This window comes from Alkalinema pantanalense CENA528, from assembly GCF_050753345.1.
GTDB classification, from domain to species: Bacteria; Cyanobacteriota; Cyanobacteriia; order Leptolyngbyales; family Leptolyngbyaceae; genus Alkalinema; species Alkalinema pantanalense.
In genome coordinates this window covers 16,731-35,241 of the sequence record NZ_JBLZFX010000027.1, presented here as the reverse complement: position 1 = coordinate 35,241, position 18,511 = coordinate 16,731, and the positions used below count along the sequence as shown (strand labels likewise).

General features: G+C 49.6%; 20 protein-coding genes. 7 read left to right on the top strand and 13 right to left on the bottom strand.

Annotated elements, in window-relative coordinates; genetic code table 11:
- Positions 1 to 33: 33 nt before the first annotated feature.
- Positions 34 to 720, bottom strand: coding sequence for a Uma2 family endonuclease (locus tag ACN4EG_RS11245; RefSeq protein ID WP_431629513.1), 687 nt, complete (start codon positions 718 to 720; stop codon positions 34 to 36).
- A 78-nt stretch (positions 721 to 798) separates the two neighbouring features.
- Positions 799 to 936: a hypothetical protein gene (locus ACN4EG_RS11240; protein WP_431629511.1), complete on the bottom strand. Its 138-nt coding sequence runs from the start codon at positions 934 to 936 to the stop codon at positions 799 to 801.
- 103 nt (positions 937 to 1,039) lie between these two features.
- Here ACN4EG_RS11240 and ACN4EG_RS11235 point away from each other — a divergent pair, with 103 nt between their 5' ends.
- Entirely contained in the window at positions 1,040 to 1,999 is a 960-nt protein-coding gene (locus tag ACN4EG_RS11235) for an ABC transporter ATP-binding protein (RefSeq protein ID WP_431629510.1), read from the top strand.
- A 128-nt stretch (positions 2,000 to 2,127) separates the two neighbouring features.
- Here the strand turns inward: ACN4EG_RS11235 and ACN4EG_RS11230 are convergent, their stop codons facing one another.
- The 3 genes from ACN4EG_RS11230 to ACN4EG_RS11220 all read right to left on the bottom strand — a co-directional run bounded on the left by ACN4EG_RS11230 (position 2,128) and on the right by ACN4EG_RS11220 (position 6,924).
- Entirely contained in the window at positions 2,128 to 3,486 is a 1,359-nt protein-coding gene (locus ACN4EG_RS11230) for a PRC-barrel domain-containing protein (protein WP_431629508.1), read from the bottom strand.
- A 158-nt stretch (positions 3,487 to 3,644) separates the two neighbouring features.
- Positions 3,645 to 4,517, bottom strand: coding sequence for a pantothenate kinase (locus ACN4EG_RS11225; protein WP_431629507.1), 873 nt, complete (start codon positions 4,515 to 4,517; stop codon positions 3,645 to 3,647).
- Between the two features lie 172 nt (positions 4,518 to 4,689).
- Complete coding sequence (locus ACN4EG_RS11220) at positions 4,690 to 6,924, bottom strand: glycoside hydrolase (RefSeq protein WP_431629506.1); 2,235 nt, start codon at positions 6,922 to 6,924, stop codon at positions 4,690 to 4,692.
- Positions 6,925 to 7,184: 260 nt separating this feature from the next.
- Here ACN4EG_RS11220 and ACN4EG_RS11215 point away from each other — a divergent pair, with 260 nt between their 5' ends.
- The gene (locus tag ACN4EG_RS11215) at positions 7,185 to 7,772 is read left to right on the top strand and encodes a Uma2 family endonuclease (protein WP_431629504.1); all 588 of its coding nucleotides are present in this window, start codon (positions 7,185 to 7,187) and stop codon (positions 7,770 to 7,772) included.
- Between the two features lie 138 nt (positions 7,773 to 7,910).
- Here the strand turns inward: ACN4EG_RS11215 and ACN4EG_RS11210 are convergent, their stop codons facing one another.
- The 4 genes from ACN4EG_RS11210 to ACN4EG_RS11195 form a co-directional block, all read right to left on the bottom strand.
- Positions 7,911 to 8,147: a NifU family protein gene (locus ACN4EG_RS11210; RefSeq protein ID WP_190574919.1), complete on the bottom strand. Its 237-nt coding sequence runs from the start codon at positions 8,145 to 8,147 to the stop codon at positions 7,911 to 7,913.
- Between the two features lie 179 nt (positions 8,148 to 8,326).
- The gene (locus tag ACN4EG_RS11205; protein WP_431629502.1) at positions 8,327 to 8,980 is read right to left on the bottom strand and encodes a DUF3386 domain-containing protein; all 654 of its coding nucleotides are present in this window, start codon (positions 8,978 to 8,980) and stop codon (positions 8,327 to 8,329) included.
- A 61-nt stretch (positions 8,981 to 9,041) separates the two neighbouring features.
- Positions 9,042 to 9,170, bottom strand: a complete 129-nt coding sequence (locus tag ACN4EG_RS11200; RefSeq protein WP_431629501.1) for a hypothetical protein — start codon at positions 9,168 to 9,170, stop codon at positions 9,042 to 9,044.
- Between the two features lie 489 nt (positions 9,171 to 9,659).
- Complete coding sequence (locus tag ACN4EG_RS11195; RefSeq protein WP_431629500.1) at positions 9,660 to 10,754, bottom strand: glycerate kinase; 1,095 nt, start codon at positions 10,752 to 10,754, stop codon at positions 9,660 to 9,662.
- Positions 10,755 to 10,914: 160 nt separating this feature from the next.
- On the opposite strand from ACN4EG_RS11195, the gene ACN4EG_RS11190 reads away from it, so the two are divergent.
- Positions 10,915 to 11,583, top strand: coding sequence for a COP23 domain-containing protein (locus ACN4EG_RS11190; protein WP_431629499.1), 669 nt, complete (start codon positions 10,915 to 10,917; stop codon positions 11,581 to 11,583).
- 65 nt (positions 11,584 to 11,648) lie between these two features.
- Here the strand turns inward: ACN4EG_RS11190 and ACN4EG_RS11185 are convergent, their stop codons facing one another.
- Positions 11,649 to 11,849 (bottom strand): hypothetical protein, encoded by a 201-nt coding sequence (locus ACN4EG_RS11185; RefSeq protein ID WP_431629498.1) that lies wholly within the window; start codon positions 11,847 to 11,849, stop codon positions 11,649 to 11,651.
- Positions 11,850 to 12,201: 352 nt separating this feature from the next.
- On the opposite strand from ACN4EG_RS11185, the gene ACN4EG_RS11180 reads away from it, so the two are divergent.
- The gene (locus tag ACN4EG_RS11180) at positions 12,202 to 13,899 is read left to right on the top strand and encodes a glycosyltransferase family 39 protein (RefSeq protein ID WP_431629496.1); all 1,698 of its coding nucleotides are present in this window, start codon (positions 12,202 to 12,204) and stop codon (positions 13,897 to 13,899) included.
- 487 nt (positions 13,900 to 14,386) lie between these two features.
- Entirely contained in the window at positions 14,387 to 14,605 is a 219-nt protein-coding gene (locus tag ACN4EG_RS11175; protein ID WP_431629494.1) for a hypothetical protein, read from the top strand.
- A 229-nt stretch (positions 14,606 to 14,834) separates the two neighbouring features.
- Here the strand turns inward: ACN4EG_RS11175 and ACN4EG_RS11170 are convergent, their stop codons facing one another.
- Positions 14,835 to 15,992, bottom strand: coding sequence for a Fic family protein (locus tag ACN4EG_RS11170; protein WP_431629493.1), 1,158 nt, complete (start codon positions 15,990 to 15,992; stop codon positions 14,835 to 14,837).
- Between the two features lie 471 nt (positions 15,993 to 16,463).
- Between ACN4EG_RS11170 and ACN4EG_RS11165 the strand changes: the two genes are divergently transcribed.
- The gene (locus ACN4EG_RS11165) at positions 16,464 to 17,051 is read left to right on the top strand and encodes a Panacea domain-containing protein (RefSeq protein ID WP_431629492.1); all 588 of its coding nucleotides are present in this window, start codon (positions 16,464 to 16,466) and stop codon (positions 17,049 to 17,051) included.
- Positions 17,052 to 17,133: 82 nt separating this feature from the next.
- The gene (locus ACN4EG_RS11160; protein WP_431629491.1) at positions 17,134 to 17,403 is read left to right on the top strand and encodes a hypothetical protein; all 270 of its coding nucleotides are present in this window, start codon (positions 17,134 to 17,136) and stop codon (positions 17,401 to 17,403) included.
- Between the two features lie 235 nt (positions 17,404 to 17,638).
- Here the strand turns inward: ACN4EG_RS11160 and ACN4EG_RS11155 are convergent, their stop codons facing one another.
- Both ACN4EG_RS11155 and ACN4EG_RS11150 read right to left on the bottom strand, forming a co-directional pair.
- A complete protein-coding gene (locus ACN4EG_RS11155; protein ID WP_431629490.1) occupies positions 17,639 to 18,058 on the bottom strand; it encodes a hypothetical protein in 420 nt (139 codons plus the stop codon).
- Entirely contained in the window at positions 18,042 to 18,503 is a 462-nt protein-coding gene (locus ACN4EG_RS11150) for a Panacea domain-containing protein (protein WP_431629488.1), read from the bottom strand. Before ACN4EG_RS11150 ends, ACN4EG_RS11155 begins: the two co-directional genes overlap by 17 nt.
- Between the last annotated feature and the right edge of the window lie 8 nt (positions 18,504 to 18,511).

Genomic DNA, 18,511 nt, shown 5'->3' with positions numbered 1-18,511 from the left:
TCAGTAGCGGCTGTCGAGGAAGGACGATCGTGCTCAATCTACAACCAGAGACCGCAGAAAAGCTTGGTATTCTGCCGATTCTAAACCAAGCTGCAACACTGAAACGACTCTCGCTAGGTTTCCTGATAACAAATCAGTGTCGGCTAACCACAATCCTGGGAAAATTTGACTTTTTAGAAAGCCGTCTGAGTGAGCCAGGAGTGGGACATACTGGCCATCGTCTAAGACAAACCAGTCTAAGGCATGATCCAAGACCCGCCAAACGAGATATTCCTGCACTCCATTGCGGCAATACACTTGTTTTTTGCTGTGGAGATCATAGGAGGCACTACTCGCTGCGATTTCTACAACCAGTTCTGGCGCACCTTCCACATAATCATCCTCCGTAATCCGAGATCGTCCTCCTACACTGGTTTCAATCCGCAAACAGGCGTCGGGCTGAGGTTCATTGACTGCATCTAAGCGAACGGTAGGATTATCCAAAAGTTCAATACCGGGCGTGGCTTGCCAGTAGGAAAACAGCCAGCCCATGATCGCAGCATGGGGCTTGCCATGATTTCTTGCACGCACTGGAGAAGCCATAAAGACAATGCCTTCAATTAACTCTGCTTTGCAGTGTTGTGCCATTGCCTGATAGCGCTGCTCAAACTCACTGCGGGACAGGTGATCACCATTCTCCAGGGGAGGGACAGTAATGAATGGCTGAGAGACCGTCACCATGAGAATGACTCCCAAATAAGACCTTGTGGGGGACTGTTAACCTGAAGAAAGTTGGATGACCGATCGCGGGGATAGACTCTACTGGCCAAGCAGAAATCCGATCGGGGCGGGTATCATTTCACGAGAATCCAGAAATTGCACCACGACGAGATAGATAAAGCCAAGGATTAAGGAAATAATTCCCGTTACAATAGCCGTCAGTTTAGGGCGTTCCATAGCGATCGTGGCCAAATATGCAAAAAGGTCTACATGGCTTAGTGTAGCGCGGAGGTCTATCTTCGAGTAGCATTCCATAAGTGCATTGATTGCCTAGAAAGCTATGACTGATTCCGCTGTAAGAGCCGTTGAGGAACCTTCTATCGTCATCCAAACCCAAAATCTCTGCAAAACCTATCGCGCAGGATTTTGGTTAGTGCAACGGGTGCGATCGCTCCAGCACCTTAATTTAACCGTGTACCAAGGGGAAACGTTTGGGTTACTCGGCCAAAACGGTGCAGGGAAAACGACATTGCTGAAGACGCTGTTGGGGATTGTCCGTCCAAGCAAAGGAAGTGCAACCCTTCTGGGTAAACCGATCGGCGATCGGCGAATTAAGCAAAAAGTGGGCTATCTTCCGGAAAATCCTTACTTCTACGATTACCTAACGGGTTGGGAAATTCTGCAATTCACGGCTGGCCTGTTTCAAATTCCGGGGTCTGTACAGCGGAAACGAATTCCGGAACTGTTAGATTTGGTGGGTCTATCCCATAAAGATGCGAAGAAGAAGCAATTGCGGCGCTATTCCAAAGGAATGTTGCAGCGGATTGGGATGGCGCAAGCCCTAATCAATAATCCTGATTTAGTGTTTCTAGATGAGCCGATGTCTGGACTGGATCCACTGGGGCGTTATCAAATCCGTGAAATTATTGTGTCTCTGAAGCGTGAGGGCAAAACAATTTTCTTTAATAGCCATGTGTTGTCGGATGTGGAGAAAATCTGCGATCGGGTAGGAATCCTCGACAAGGGCGAATTGATTTGTGAAGGCTCAATGCAGGATTTATTGGGTGAAGCAAAACGGTACTTAGTAAAGGTAAAAGGAGGCAACCCAGAAATTTTGCAGCAACGGTTGGCAGGTTTGCATTTTCAGGATGGTTTGTGGATGGGGTATCTGAAAGGAGATCCCCAGGACTTTATTGCCAGCCTGCGGTTGATTCAAGCCCAATTGGTGTCGATCTCCCTAGCACGTCCTAGTTTAGAAGAATTTTTCGTGAAACAGTTAGAAGACCGTGGCATTTCATAACAAAGGCAGGATTAGGGGCTTTTTGCTGGTCTTGACAACCTTGTCCTGACAACCTTGTTAAGACCGTGCATGACTATGTCTGAAGACAATACCTAGTCTGAAGATAATGCCTAGTCTGAAGATAATGCCTAATCATCTAACCAAGAATCATCATCATCCCAAGCATCCGGTTTACGATCGAGTTTCTGCTGGGGCTTGGCAGTAAAGGCTTGGGCCTCAGGCCGTGGACGGGCTGTAAATGTTGTCTCTGGATTAGCTTCTGGTGTGTTGGTGTTGGGCACCTTAACCTCTGGTGCATTGGATTCAGATCGCGGTCGAGCCGTAAATTGCTGACGTTGCCGATCGGACTGAGAGTCTCGTTGCTGAAACGGTTGCGGAGATTGCTGAACGGGGTTTTGTGAATCCTGTTGCGGTGTTTTTTGGCGCAGTGATTCCTGTTGCGGTGATCTAACTTGCCGTACAGTGGGTTGCCGTTGCTGTTGTTCTTCCTCTACCCAGGCATCAAAATCAAAATCATCCTCAGCGTCATCTATAAAATCGTTTGCACGATCGTCAGAGTAATCATTGTGTCGTTCGTAATACCGAGAGCGTTCACCGTAACGACTGTTATCTTGTTTGTAATACCGTTCATCATAGGACTCGTCGTAGCGTATATCACCCTCATAGCGAGACTCCCGTCCCCCCGATCGCCAGCGTTCGATCGGGGCTTCCAAATCCAACTCATCTAGCAACGGCGGCACTTCCTCCAGCAAGTCTTGCGCCCGTTCCCGCACTTGCTCCGTCACTTCCCGCAAATCTTTTGCTCGTTCCTTAACCTGCTCCGTCACCTGATCTTTGACCTGAAAAGTCACATCTTTGACCTGGGATGTCACGGTTTTCGCCTTTTGGAAGAGGGATTGCAAGCCTTCCTTCGCTTGGGATTTTTCCTCGGTTAACCGCTCATTGGCTCGCTTCAGCTTTTCCTCTAACTTCTGCTCAATGCCTGCCTGGTACAGATCCAAGCCATCGGCGATCGCTTCGGATACTAGGACGCGGGTACTGCCGAGGCTGAGAATTTGGCTGGGGTACAGGGCATACATTTTACCCGTCAGTCCTTGAAGCCCGCTTCCGGCCATGAGGTATTGGCGAATATTCCCCGTTTTCAGATCAAAGACGTAATCTACAATCTTGCCGATTTTGTTGCCTTCATCGGTCCAAACTTCACAATTAATCAGCGATTCCAGTTGGCGGACGCGATCGCGATCGGTTTCCACAGGCGCAGAATTGATCAACACCCCGTTGGTACCAATCCGATCCAGTTGATCCAGATTGAAGGCCGTTTTGCGGCGATCCATAAACCCTGATTTGCAGATAAATCCCAGCACCCGATGGAGTTTCGGGTAACTCCACAGCACCTCCACCCGCCCCAGTTCTTCCATGCTGGTACGATCGAGGACTAACTGATCCAACAATTCGCTCTGCTTAATGTAATCGGGCTGTGCAGTCATAGGACGATCGGAGGGTATGCCAATCAGAATGGGCTAATCGGAACAAAGCTAGTCTCTCTGTAGGCCGAAGAGACTGCATTCATTGTAGAGACTTTAGGATCCTTTGGGACAGATCGGGATTCCGACTCTACCGATCGCGCAATTCTAGCCAATCGTACCTACTCAATATCATGCTGCCGATCGCGCAGAAGTTGCATCCCCCGAAAGATTAACGCACGATCGTAATGTAGGCGATCGTGCCAGTGGGGATTGCGTTGCTGCAACAGGTTAGCGAGAAGGGCTCCATCGCCTCCAGTTAGGCAAATGGCGCTGTTACCATTCGGCGAATAGCGGCTGTCCCAGTCCTGAATGGCCGCTTCTAGCCCCACCAGCACGGTGTAAAGAATGCCACTCTGGATGGCCTCAGGCGTATTGTGAGCCCACCGAGGCGGCAATGCAGTTTGTACAACGTCTAGGTTGGGTAATGCAGCGGTGGACTGGCCGAGCGATCGAAATTGTAATTGCAGTCCGGGCAGAATAGCTCCTCCGGCAAAGCTACGATCTCCCGTCGCCCCCGTAAAAGTTAACGCCGTCCCCCCATCAATCACCAACACTGGCGACCCATACAGTTCCATCGCTCCCCACAATGCCACAGTTCGATCGATCCCTAACGTGGAGTACATGTCAGGAATGGGAACTTGGGAACGCTCGATTAAGCAGATTGGATAGCAGTGCTGCCAATAGTCTACTTGCTGTGGAACAACAGAAATTACACAGAGTTCGAGGGTATTAGAATCAGCACGATCGGAAATGCTAGATTGAATCGAAGGTGATACGTCTAAATCAGTCCAGTCAGCCAATTGATGGAAATTAAACCGATGATTTACCAAATGCTGAATCCCTTGCAGATTCAAGTGCGGTGTATCCCAAACCTGTTGCAATTCCCCCGCTTGGAACCAAGCCCAATGCAGGCGAGAATTCCCGATCGCTAATGCCAACCAAGCACTGCGATCGGGATTCTCAATCGGACGTTGTTCAAATACCTGTGACACAGAAAATTTGCGGAGAGTCGAAATTTACGAGATCGTGCCCAAGATTCGATCCCCCCTAGCCCCCCGTCATAAGGAGGGAACCGGAAAACGTTCCATTATCCATTTATCAGAGGGGAATCAGAAAATACACAATCAAAGTCCCCCTTTTTAAGGGGGATTTAGGGGGATCGGACTACGGAATCGTCACCGGAATCAAGGCATTGTCCGGTAGGTATTGGCGATAGCGCCCCCCATCGGACATCACCGCCAAAATTCGCAATTTAGAATCCGGCTCCATCTGCAAATCCACCCAGGGCATGGAAATTTCCAGGCATTGCTCAACTTCAACCTGGGCACGACTTGCACGATTCTGCCAGCGCAAATGCTCCTGGGCCTCCTGGAACCACAGGGTTCGCGTCAATAGATTCACCCCTAAATGGTGGTGGTAGAAATAGGTTAACGGCGCTTCGTTTGGCAGTTCCACCAACGGCAGCGGACTGTTAAACATGGGTTTATCCGCATAGAACCAGAACAGATTAAACTCGGGTGGGCAGTCAATGCCGGGTTTAATGCCACTCCGGAAATCGAGGCGGAGATAGAAGTTGAGGTGATCAAACCCATACCACAGGCGTTGGATAGCACTGCTTTGGTGCATCGTCCCCCGTGCGCCTCCCACCTCAAAGCGCCCTGCCTTATCCCAATCCTGCTCATCTCCACGCCCGTCAATGATCGGATGGATGAAACCTTGGGGTGCCCGATCGCCCGCAGCGGCATGAATTTCCACGGGACGCAGTACCTCTTCCGGCACCGGTTCATTTAAGGCTTGATACAGCGCCACCAAGTGCTCCCGGAACAGTTGATCGAAGATGGCATCGTGGTTAGACGAGTGGCCTTCCCCAAACCACCAGAACCAGTCCGATCCTTCCGCCGCATAGAGCGCTTCCCAAGCTGCCGGGTTGGATTCCTCAGTGGCTTCGGGATGTCTCGCAAGGGTATCCCGTGCCGCCGTCAACAGATCCCACGCCTTATTCTTCGCGGGATCGCCAATCCAGGTGGTAAAGCTACCATCCACCCAGGAGCCGCTGTGCAGTTCTGCGGCAGGGATGGTGGCCGTGGTCGGGAATTTTTCAAGGAATTCCGAGACGGTGACGAGCTCAATCTCCGAGGTCGCACTCAGGGTAGAATACAGCGCTTCCAGGAACGGCTTGCCATCCTCGGGGTAAAACTCCCAGCAGTTTTCGCCATCTAGGGCGATCGTCACGAGCCAGGGTTCATCCAAGGTGCTGGAAGTCGTGTCCTGCTTTTCTTTCAGTGCACGGGAGATGGCTTCCAAATGCCCGATTAAATCCGCAGCCGCTTTCTTGGGTTCCATACCACTGTAGGTAAAGCCGATCAGGTCAGAGAGCCGGTGATCCCGGAAGACGATCGAAATATCCCCAGCGGGCGTTTCCAGTTTGTAGGGCCGATAAATCAGTTCGGGATCCTGCACCGTTCCCGTTTCATCGCGGTGGAAGAAGTGCTTAATGCTCCAGCCCAAAACTGCTTCATCGGAACAAATCCAACGGATATTTTCCTTGGCCACATAGGGCAAAATCGCCGGACTCACCGACTGTTCCGAGGGCCATAGCCCCCGCAAGGGCCGATCGAAGCGTTCTTCGTACATTTCCCGAGCCTTGCGCAGGTGGCGGGGAATATCGTCAGCGTACTGGAACTGGGCATTAGGCAACCTCATTTCGGGTACAGCTACGCGGCCCGCATCCGTATCCGCCAGCAGCGGCATGATGGGATGGGTGTAGGGCGTGGTGGTCACTTCCAACTGCCCCGCATCCTGCATTTTCTTGTGCTGCGGGATGATGTTGGCCATGATTTCCCGATGCTTGCTGATGATGCGCTGCCGATCGGCCAGGGTAAAGTCCTTGCCCTGTTCCAACCATGCGGCAATGTCGCGATCGCCCCAGAACAGGGGATCAATCCAGCACAGGTTATGCCAAGCCAAGAGGTCGCTGAAATCCCCCTCTTGCCAATTTTCTAAACACCAGCCCCGCCCCTTTTCCTGCCGCTGGGCGTAGAGTTGGGAGTAACGCGGGTGGGGATCAATCATCGTGCGGTGGTGCGCATCAAAGAAATGCTCGATGATAAATTCCTTTTGGGTTTCCAGCAGCTGATCAGTGGGGGTCAGCGTCAATTTAAGGTAGGGATCGAGCGCTGTGCCCTTAACATAATCCTCAATCTGCATCATCAATGAGGGAACCAGATTGACCGTCTGATGCAACTTAGGATATTTCTCCAACAATAAGATCAAATCTAGGTAATCCTTGGTGCCATGCAAGCGCACCCAAGGCAAACGGTATTCACCTTCAGCGGCACGGCTTTTGTAGAGCGGTTGGTGTTGGTGCCAAATGAAGGCAACGTAAAGAGGATGTGGCATGACAGTGGAAGAAACGAAACTCTAAGGGACAACTTTATAGGAGGATTCTAATGAACGGTGCTGTGTTCTATTGTGGAACGGTTGCCTCGATCGTAGCAGTTCATTTACGATTGGCCCTGTTTCCTATGGGTTGTTTTAACGTGTTGAGAATTGAATGATTGCAGTGCAAATCACGATAGTAAAGGGATGTAAATTTTTGGCTCGCATCCTATGGGCGATAGACTAGTAGGTAGGAACCGGAATGCGAGGGCTACCACCCCATGAATTTTCCTGCCCAACTCCATCGATTTACGGTGGGTGAGTATCACCGCTTAACCCATGCAGAAATTTTGCCGCTGGCTGAACGAACAGAACTGTTGAATGGTGTGATTTTGACTATGGTGGCGAAAGGGCAGGCCCATGCATCTGCGACCCAACGATCGATGCGGTGTCTGCTCCAGTCGTGTGGCGATCGGGCCACTGTCCGAACCCAAGATCCCGTCACGCTTAATGACGATTCCGAACCCGAACCTGATATCGCGATCGTGCAGCCCGATCCCCTGGACTATGTCACCCACCATCCCCAGCCCCACGAGATTTGGCTCATTCTTGAAATTGCCGATACCAGTTTGAAATACGATCGGGGTGTCAAAGCCTTAGCCTATGCCCAAGCAGGCATTGAAGATTATTGGGTTTTAGATTTGATCGATCGGCGGCTCCATGTCTTTCGTCAACCTGCGACCTCTGGCTATCAGCAGGAGTTGATTTTAGCGGAAACGTTAACCGTCAGTCCGATCGCATTTCCAGATTTGGAAATTCCCATTCATAACTTGCTACCCCCCATTGTGCCGCCCAATGAGACTGTATAAATTGAGCGGAACGATCTCATAGAGCAGAACTTAAAAAAGGCAGGCGATCGCCTAATCTAACGATCGCCTGCCCTTCTCCCTTGAATTCCATTTTCCACGATCGCCCAGTCGTTGAGCGAAGTTTGGGATCTCGCAATCCTAGAAAACTTGTTCAACTTCCGTAATTTCGGGAATTTGCTCCCGTAGACGGCGCTCAATCCCCATGCGCAGGGTCATGGTGGAACTGGGGCAAGATCCACAAGCGCCCTGAAGCCGCAGCTTGACGATCGGGCCATCAATTTCAACCAATTCCACATTGCCGCCATCGGAAATCAGGTAAGGACGCATTTCATCCAATACCGTTTCCACATTGTCGTTTGTTAATGCCAGTGCCATATCAGGGTATTCCTTGTCGCAATTTGATGAAGGTTTGCCTATGCCAATCCTAGCGGATCACGCCTCCCCCCTAGCCACACACCCAGCCATCCTGCATTGATTTTTTGAGGGGTAACTATGGGAAAAATCTCTAGAACTCATCTTCTAGAACCAACTTTCTCCAACCTCTTCTCTGAAACCTAGGCCAGTAATTGAATGTTGGTGAATACAAATTCAACGGGTTGAGAGTTATCTTCCGTAGTGATCACTCGCTTGTTAAGGACTGTGTACCCATTCACTTCTTCGTAGCTATCTTCAAACAGTTGTTTCGGGCTGGTTTGTACACCCGTTTTGGGATCGTGATAAACAGCATCATAGGTGTGGGACAGGTAACCTGCACCGGTATCGTAGGTGCTGAAGGTATTAATCGTCACAACATTGCCGTGGATATGACGATGGACAAGTACGACTTCGTTATTGCGAACTTTGTAGCGATCGCCCGTTGCTTTACCGCCCATAATAATTTCCACCGCACCGGACCCATCGGTCTCGCCAAAGGTGAAGGTATTCGCTCCATGGGTTTGCTCAAAGGTACGGCGAACTCGGTGAATGGCGGTTTCCCACAGTTGACCTTGAATCGCTTTCAGGACCTCTTCATCATCAATCCCCGTTACATCACCCTTGTAGCCCATGCGTGGATCCGGAGAGACCTTAGCCTGTCCCTGGAACACCTGGTCACCACAACGATAGGTCACATCTGCGGTGTAGCCGGGAAAGCTGGAATCCCAGGTGTAGCGGTTTTCATAGGCCGCTCGAAAAAGGGTGGTTGCATCTGCGCCGACTGCAATGTTCATCAGTATTCTCTATGAAAGTCTGTTCTATCTTAGCGTTCTCCTTTGTCGGATTTGGACTGGATTACCGACGATCGTGAGAACCCATGATCGCAGGCCATGATTGCAGGCTATGGCAGAAGAGTAGACCCGCGATCGGTAGACCCGCGATCGACGGTGACTCTAGCACTTCCATCCCTTGCCCCAGAATCATGCATTAAAAAAGCCAGCCTAGAGATGGTAGAAGGCTGGCTGACACTGAATAATCAGGATTGTCAGGTAGATGGAATATTAGGTAGATGCTCTTGCTAGATTTAGTAGATCAGATGTTTCGATTTCACGTGGTTTAAATCCAACGTGTTTAAATCCAACGTAGCGGTAGATGGCGGTTAAGGGTTTCCCTTTACCTGACAAAGACCCAAACTTGCGTACTTGCTGATAGTTTAAGGGGCAGCGATCGACAAATTCTTGAGTACATTCCCTACACTTTAGATGAGGACTTGATGAAGTTGGATCAGCCTATCCTGCCCTAGAGAGTTTGAATTCCACTCGCTCCTGAGGGACTGGCTAGGCAATAACATTCCCACTACATCCAGTCAGCCACCGACCCGTCCAGCCACCGACCCGTCCAGCCACCGACCCGTCCAGCCATGTGAGTTTTTATTTGTACGCTGTTCCCGAAGCCAATTACGGAATCTGGAGTCTATTGAGGGCAATACATGCGTTTGGGTAAATGGTTGGGTTGAATTTCAATGACCCGATCGACCCATTGCGGTTCTTCTAGCAGCGGCTGAATAAAGAGTTCTGGGTGCAAGGCTTGCCAAAAATAATTCACAAAGTCAGCAATTTCTACATCACTCATTCCCGCTTTGCCCTCGGCGATCATGCGATGTTCTGCCTCACAGCGCCATTGGAGACTCAAACGGTAGTCCGGTACCTGTAAAACGATCAACCGATCGAGCAGATCCCACAGCGGTTGATAGGCGTACAGATTCATGTTCATATCACGGGCAAATTGGCGATCGGCCTCGGTGACGATCGGTTCCGGCGCAGTCGCAAACATAAACGGGGCAACCGGACGACAGCCCACAAACCAACCCTCAAACAACACTACATCTGCTGCGGCTATCTGTTCGGACTGGCTGCGATCGCCTGCGCCCTGAAAGGCTGATTTATCAAAGCGCGGTAGGTCTACGGGAAATTGCTGCGATCGTATTTTTTCCAAGACCGTTAACCCCAATTCCACATCATGGGTACCGGGTGGCCCTCGACGATCGAGACGAGGATCCCGTAACCGCAATGCCTGCCGTTCGTCATAGGTCAAGTACAGGTCATCTAGGGAAAATCCGATCGCGATCTGGCCCAAGTGTTTCAGCAGAATCGTCAAGATTTTGGTCAGGGTCGTTTTTCCCGTCCCCTGCCCGCCCAAAAATCCCACGATCAAGGGCTGAGACTGTTGTTTACGCCATTGGTCAATCTGCTGGGCAAGGGGGATCCAGACCTGCCAGAGCGGACGGAGCAAATCTTCGGGAAAGTCCAACGCCTGGGAAAAGGCTTGAAAATCAGCATCGATCCGCTGCAAAAATTGGAGCCTTGCTTCCACCTGTTCCCTGAGTCCACTGGCATCGAGGTTGGAGTTAACCCGATCGCCATCCAACGGCCACCAGCGATCGTTGTCTTGAGTTACATCAGTGCTCGACGTTACGGCATCGAGTTGTCCAAGCCAACGATCTGCCAAGGTAGAAGCCGATTCTTGACCTGCTAAAAATCCTTTTAATTGTTGGCTAAAAACGCCCATGAATTTCTATGCATCTCTCCCTGACCACCCCCTATTTTATTCCGGACGGCCCTAATTGGGCGGTGTCTTAGGGAATCAAGGGACTGGCCTTCTAGGTATTGCTGACCGCTGGTTATGGATATTGACTGCTATGATGCTCCGCGACTGCTTCCCCAACCCAATGGCTCAGGTTCATCGGTTTAACAGGTATTGGTTAAATCGCCACTGGTCAAATCGCCACTGGTTAAATCGCCACTGGTCAAATCGCCACTGGCTGAACCGGAATCTTGGCCGATCGATCGTTCTGGGCGTTTTGGCGATCGGGAGTGCGATGAGTCTCTTGCCAATGCCCAGCCAAGCGGCGACGTTTCCTGACTTAGTGTTTGAATGTCCCAATGGCAGCCGAACGCTGGTGGCTCGATCGGTCAAACGCCGAAGGATCAGCAAACCGATTTTGCAATTTACTGGCATGGGCAAATTTTCCGCAGCACAACGGTGCCGGGAAGTGGCAGCCCGGTTCAATTTTCTCAATTCCAGTAATAGCGAATATTCCCTGGCCTACCTCACGACGGGAATTCGCAAAAATCAGCCGATCGTGTGCAGCGTGGAGGAATATGGTGCTCCCTGCAATCAGACGGAAGGGGTTCAAATTCTTACTCTGAGCCCCCGCGATCGCAGTCCTGCCCGCCGAGATTATGCGCTCAGTCAAATTTTGGTGCGGTTACACCATGCTGCTACAACCACCCCGATCCTTGTAGACTCTCCCCCGGCGCAGTATCTTAATTTGCAGGAATTAATTCAGCAATCCCTCCAAGCTACAGAGGGAGAACAGGCGGAATCCACCCCTTAGATGATCTCCCAGATGATCGCCGCGATCGCGCCTTTGGTCAGTTAATCTTGAGCACCCGATCGCCTTTAGCGCTCCGACAGGGAAGGCTTCACGGGGCGGATGGAGGTGGCACGGGGCGTTTCAACCACATCTGCGATCGAGGTGGAGATTGAGGCGGGGTTTGGCCATTGGGGCATTGTTTGCCAGCAGTGGGGACAAAACCATTCGACTTGGCCTCGCTTCACATAACGCAGCAAAGATGTCGAGCAGCAAGGGCATTGAGTCATGGGGTCATTACCTGAATAAATTTATAAAAAATTGAAAAATTTCAAGAACCACTCACCCCTCGCAAAATGAAGACAGGCTCAGCTTGACAGGGAACAAAAAATCTTGAACTGATCGAGGTTATTTCAATAAAGTCACTTCATTTCTTGTTTTGAACCACTGGTGATACGCTAACGAATTTCACGGGGATCAAACATTGGGCAATCTCCCTATTTGATTAGGGAGGTTCCCCCAATCCGGTGTTAAGTTTGATGTCAGATGGAGAGGAATCGGGGGGAAGCGAATTCGGGTATGATGCCGATGGTAGATACACGCCAGTATCGAGCACACCAGTATTGAGACAGTCGTGAGTTCATGAGTCCCAACCTCTTTACCTATGGACGGTTTGGCCGATCGATGCCAACCCAAGAGCGCTGGATTGATTGGGCGTGGGCGGGGGGATTATTGCTGGCGGCTGGATTTTTGCTGTGTTTCCAGCTTGGCAATCTGCCCCTGCGTGATTGGGATGAGGGCATTGTGGCTCAGGTGGCGCGGGAAATTTGGCGATCGGGGGCGGCACTTTTTCACGATCTGTCTGCATGGCCTGCCTGGATCTACCCCAAGGATGTCGTCGGCAACCCCTACTTTAATAAACCACCGCTGATGCATTGGTTAGTGGCTTTGAGTTATGGCCTAGGGGGGGTGACAGAATGGTCAACGCGATTACCCAGCGCGTTATTGACCGCGACTTCTGTACCATTGCTCTATTGGATTGGCCGCGAAATTTTTTACGAGCGGGTTCCGGCTTTGTTTGCCGCTGTGATTTACATGACTTGGTTACCGATCGTTCGGCAGGGACGGTTGGCGATGTTGGATGGGGCGATTCTCTGCTTTTTTCTGTTGATGATGGCGTGTCTATTGCGATCGCGGCGGGATTTGCGCTGGAGTTTGGGGATTGGGCTGGGCATTGGGCTGATGTGCTTCACGAAGGGGATTTTGGGGCTGTTCCTCGGGGCGATCGGCTTGGCGTTTATGGTCTGGGATACGCCGCGTTTGTTGTCCTGCGGATATCTCTGGTTAGGATTGGTATTGGGCATTGCGCCAGTGGCGGGTTGGTATGGGGCACAGTGGTTGCAGTACAACAGCCAATTTGTCGGGGAACACCTGATGAAACAGTCCCTCAATCGGGTTTGGGAGGATGTGGGAAGCAATAAAGGCCCGGTGTGGTACTACTTTCTAGAGGTTTTGAAATATGGGGTACCTTGGATCTTTTTTCTGCCCCAGGCGATCGGGTTTGCTTGGCATCACCGCAATTTAAGTTGGGCGAGGCTTTTACTATTGTGGAGTGGGGTTTATTTTGTCACCATTTCCATTATGAGTACTAAGTTGCCTTGGTATGTATTGCCGCTGTATCCAGCGTTAGCGTTATTGTTGGGAGCGCAACTATCGCGTGTGTGGACACCACCTTTGGCAGTTTCGTTGCAGCAATCGATTAAGATTCCCTACCGCAATGTGTGGGCAAGCTTGTTTGGTTTGTTGATGACGATCGCGGGCGTGGGTATTGCGTATTTTGTGACGCAACCGAATCCGGAATGGGATATTGTGCTGGCGTTGGGGACGCTGGGAATTACAGGGCTAGTGGTCACTATTTTGTTGTTCCAGCAGGATCGGCAATTTATTCCCGTACTGATGTGGGGGATGTATTTAACCTTGTTGTTTTTTGTGGGTTCGAATGTGTGGATTTGGGAGTTGAATGAGGCCTATCCTGTGAAGCCGATCGCCCAGATGATCCAAACCCGTACACCCGATCGCGCGACGATTTACACGTCCTATTTTGCCAATCGGCCCTCGTTGAATTTTTATAGTGAACGGCAGGTGATTCCAGCGGATTTGCCGACGTTGATCCAGAAGTTACAAACGTCCGATGGGCAAGAGCCAGCATCCTATCTTTTGGTGGAGGCGGACGTGGTACCGAAGTTGCCAGCAAAACAAGCGAAGCAATTGGCGTCGATCGAGGTGAAAACGTTGGGCAAACCCAGTACTTGGGTGTTGCTGACCCAGGCTAAGGGTTAACGGCTAAGGGATCATTCAATGGAGGGTGGGTGTTGCTGGGAAGCAGCTCCAACGATCGTGCTGCATCGTCAGTCCAAGCGATTAGATCTACGGGTGCTGAATGATACATGAAAAGACGGTTTTAAGTACGGATTGACAGCACTGTTACTTTGTCCGTAGTGTGTTTCTCATAGCGATCGCCATGGACATCCTTCTTTCAACGGGTCGGCATGAAGCATGGGGTCGCTGGGTTCCCAATAATTTAGGGCACTACCCATTGTTGGTGGAACAACTTTGGGTAGCTATTCCCCCTCGCTGAAACCAGCAGCAAGGAGGCTTGTTGAGGATTTTAACATCTGACCGAGCCACTCTTGTTTGTGATGTCAAACGGGGTGGCTCTAAATTTTGGGGCTTTCTTCCGCCCTCATCCCCAGCCTTTCTCCCGCAGGAGAAGGGTGCAAGTTTGCAGCGGGAAAGGGATTCACTACACCAAGGAGAAGCTCACAATATGGCGAAAGGTTCTAGCGATCGGAGCGATCGTGAAGTTCAACATGAGAAACAACGCTTACAGATCCACTTAATCGGTCATCCAGAATTCATTCAAGACACGATTAATCAATTACATGTCCATCGCATCGCAGACAGGATTCATTGGAGTCAACCGATGAAGATTTTGCATTCCGACGGGCAATACATCAGCATACTCAGTCGCGAACGACAACGCTAACGGTTGAAGGGTAGGTATCCCACAGGTTGTATGAGTTATACAGTCTGTGGGTATCTAGAATAGGGGAATTGTATCGTTTAGGTGGGTTGGGGGACAGGTGCCGATCTAGACTTCTCTGTGCTTTTCTGTTTCGGCAAGTTCTAGGTTGAGTACGAGAAGTCATTCGAGGATGTTGTAAGTGAGGAGGTTGTAAGTGAGGAGGTTGTAAGTAAGGAAAATTGCGAAACGATTAATCATCAAAAATGATTTTGAAGATTTGGGGTGCGATATACACTTTTGGGCGAGTTGAAAGTTGGGATTCAACTAAAATTCCAGTACTAACTAGACGATTAACATCCGAAGTAGCGGTTGGCGTTGTAACGCTACAGAGTTGCCCCACTTTTGCTATTGTGACTGCCGGAGAATTATCAAAGAGATATTCGATTAAACGAGTTAGTCTAATATTGCCACCAGACTGACTGAGTTGCTGTATGTATTGATTGCGGAGGGCCAGAAGTTTATCAATTCTTTTAATTGCATCTTGTGATTGCTCGATCGTGCCGCGCAGACAAAATTTAATCCAGCTAATCCAGGCACCTTTTGAACTAACTTGAAATAATAAATTGATGTATTCATCTTTGTATCTTTCAAAGAAGGGGCTTAAGTAGAGCCAAGGTCGTTGAAGATTGCACTTTTGATAGATCATCAGCGACAGCAATAATCGACCGACTCGACCATTCCCATCTAAAAAGGGGTGAATAGTTTCAAATTGGTAATGGGCCATAAAGCAGAAAATCAGTGTATCAATTTTGTTTTCCGGATGATGAATCGATTTTTCGAGTGCATAAAGACATGGCAGGACTTCATTGGGTGGGGGTGGAATGAAGCGACGATCTGAACCAATATGTACTTGTGTCCGGCGAAAATTACCTGGGTCTTTATTTGCCCCCCGAACTCCGGCCAAAAGTCTTTGATGGATGGCTCGAATGACATTGAGTGAGAGCGGCATCTCGGTTAACATCTGTAGTCCTAGATCTAGTGCGTTGCTATAATTTTGGACTTCTTGCCAAGCACTTTCAGGAGCACTTGGAGATTGTGGCTCTTTTGGATCAATTTCAAATAGAAGGAGTTGTTCGGGTGTTGCATAGGTGCCTTCCAAGCTGGAAGAGGTTAGGGCCTCCCGGCGTTGGAGGGGGCGTAGGAGTAAGTTAAAGTTAGGCATGGTGCGACCGACTCCATCAAGACGAGCTAGTTCTTCACGGGCTTGTGTCAACAGAGGCCAGATTTCCAGGGAAGGTTGCCAGCTTGTTGGCAGGTCATCCGGGATATAAGCCCAATCCAGTTGGCCATTGGCGGAGATCTCCCACAATCGACCTGGAAATCCTTCAGTGAAAAGTGTTCTATCCATTGCTCAATATTTGCCGTCAAAATTTTAATTCAATTCGACAAATTAAAATTTACCCCCCTTTTTTTTAATTGACAAGCTTGAATTAAAGGGAGGGTTACTGTCAGAGGCTCTAACGTTAGCCAGGAAGGCTTTTGAGCAATTAAAGAGGAGTCAAGCTACTGCGTTTGGTCGATTTGGGTTGGGTCGATTATCGGGTGCCTAGGGGTTAACGATCGCTCCTCCTTGCTTTTCCTTATCGGCTAGCTCTAGGTTGAGGGCGAGGAGCTTTTCGAGGAGGTCGTCGGTGGGTTTGAAGCCGTAGGCTTTGAGGGTGTGGTCGTCTAGGGTTTTGTGGAGTTTGGCGAGTTGGCTGGCGCTTTTTTTGAAGACCTCAGTAGTACACTTGAATTTCTAGAGGGATTTGAGTACAATGTAGAGGTGAGATTTAAAGAATGATACAGTATAGGATCTTTTGATTTTACGGGGCAGATTATGCTTGATTGTCTTGATGCTGCTCGCTACTTCATTATCAAAGCCTATGATGCAGGTATTGCAAGCCAAATGACCAATATGAAGGTGCAAAAGCTGCTCTACTATGCTCAGAGTATTCATTTGGCTTTGTATGGGGAACTGCTCTTTGCTGATGAGATTCAGGCTTGGCGGCATGGCCCTGTTTGCCCTCCAGCCTACCAGTTCTATCGGGAGTTTGAGGATAAACAGTTACCGATTCCAAATTTAGTAGCGATGGTCAAAATCAATCCAGCGACTCGTCAGGTTTTGGATGAGGTGTGGGAGTATTTTGGTGGGTATCACGCATATCGTTTGAGTGATATGAGTCATTTGGAGTTCCCCTGGAAAAAGGCAAGGCAGGGTTTGTCAACAGAAGCGGCTTCAAATAACCCGATCGCTTTAGAGGATTTGCGGGCATTGGGGGAGCAAAAGCTAGAGATTATTGAACGTGAGCATCCGGCGTATCCTTGGGTGATGCAGGATGTTTTGACAGCGGCATTGGCAACGAAACCGACGGTTCGGGTAGAGAAGGGGGGCGTGCGCGACTGGCTCGAATCCATTCTCGATTGAACCTTCGGATAATTTTCAGCGATCGTTGAAGAAATTAGCGAAGAGTTTTCGGGGTGATTTTATTGAGCAAATTAGTAGGATTTTGGAAAATCTGATTGATGATCCTTATCCGCGTAATGCCCATCAAGAGCCGTTGCCTGGTAATTTAAAACTGCCTGATGACTGGACGTTTCAAAAGTTGGAATTTAAGTTTGGTAAGGGTGCTTCTGGGCAAGTGCGTTTGATGTATTTGGTGAGTGAATCAACGCTGACAATTCGATTGGTTTGGTTGTATACCCATGAGCAGTTTGTCAAACGTCCTGCCGATCGGGATTTGCAGCGGGTGATTGTGGAGATTATCGAGGAAGATTGATTGCCCCGCTCTGGCTATGCTGCTTATCTGTCCAAAAAGTGGATGATTTTGGGCGTATGCTACGTGGAATGTAGAACTTCGCTTAGAGCAGGGCATCTCGATTATAGTTTAGGCAGATTGGGGGGGCAGGGGCCGATCGCGGGTTCTCTGCGCTGCTCTTTTTCAGCGAGTTCTAGGTTGAGTGCTCAGAGATTGTCGAGGAGGTCGTCGATCGGTGGCTTTGAGGGTGCGGTTGTCATGGATACAAACAGTGATTGGGATCAAGCCAAACAGCATAGAAAACTTCACCAATGAAAAATCCATGTACTCGACCATGCTCATTGGAGGAGAGCGAAAATTGATAGGGAGTATCAACGACTTGTTCTTCATCAGGAATGCCAAATCCGTTTTCGCTGGTATCATTCCAGTCGATCGGATGACAACGTAAAGATTTGCTGCTGTTGCTTTTTAGCTCTACAGCAGTTAGGCCAGAAAGATTTTTAAGCCGATCGAGTAATGTTATCCAATAGCTAATTTCTCGATCGTTCCAGTTAAACTTCTTGTGATCGGTTTTGAGGTATTTGAAGGAAAAGCTGACCCCTTTCGGTTTAAGCGGCGTCGGACGAATCTCGCTTTGTCCTCCACCTTTAGAACCTTTCTTAATCTTCTTCGACACGGGCCTTGTAATACTCCTGCATCCACACCTTTTGAATGATATTAGTTGAAGCCTGATCAGGCATTAAACCCACTCTCGCTTTTTGCCATGGCTCTTCTATATGAGTCATTTGCTCTAACTCATAAGCATCACACCGGAAATACTCATCGGCAACATCATTGAGATGTGAAACGATGTCATCAGGTAAATCAATTTTTGCATCTTCGTCGATCGGTCGCCAGCCGAAGTGTTTGTATTTCTCAAACAGTTCAGGAATGACGGGGCCATGAACCCAGGCTTGAAAGTCTTCGTCGAACAAGGGCCGATCGTAGAGTGCTAAGTGCCATGCTTGAGCGTAGTAAACCAGTTTTTGGAGTTTGAGGTTGCTGATGAAGGAGCCAACATCATTGGCAAGCCACAGGAAGTAATCGGCGATGTTGAAGGCGGTGATTGTAAGGGTTTGCATGGTTCAGG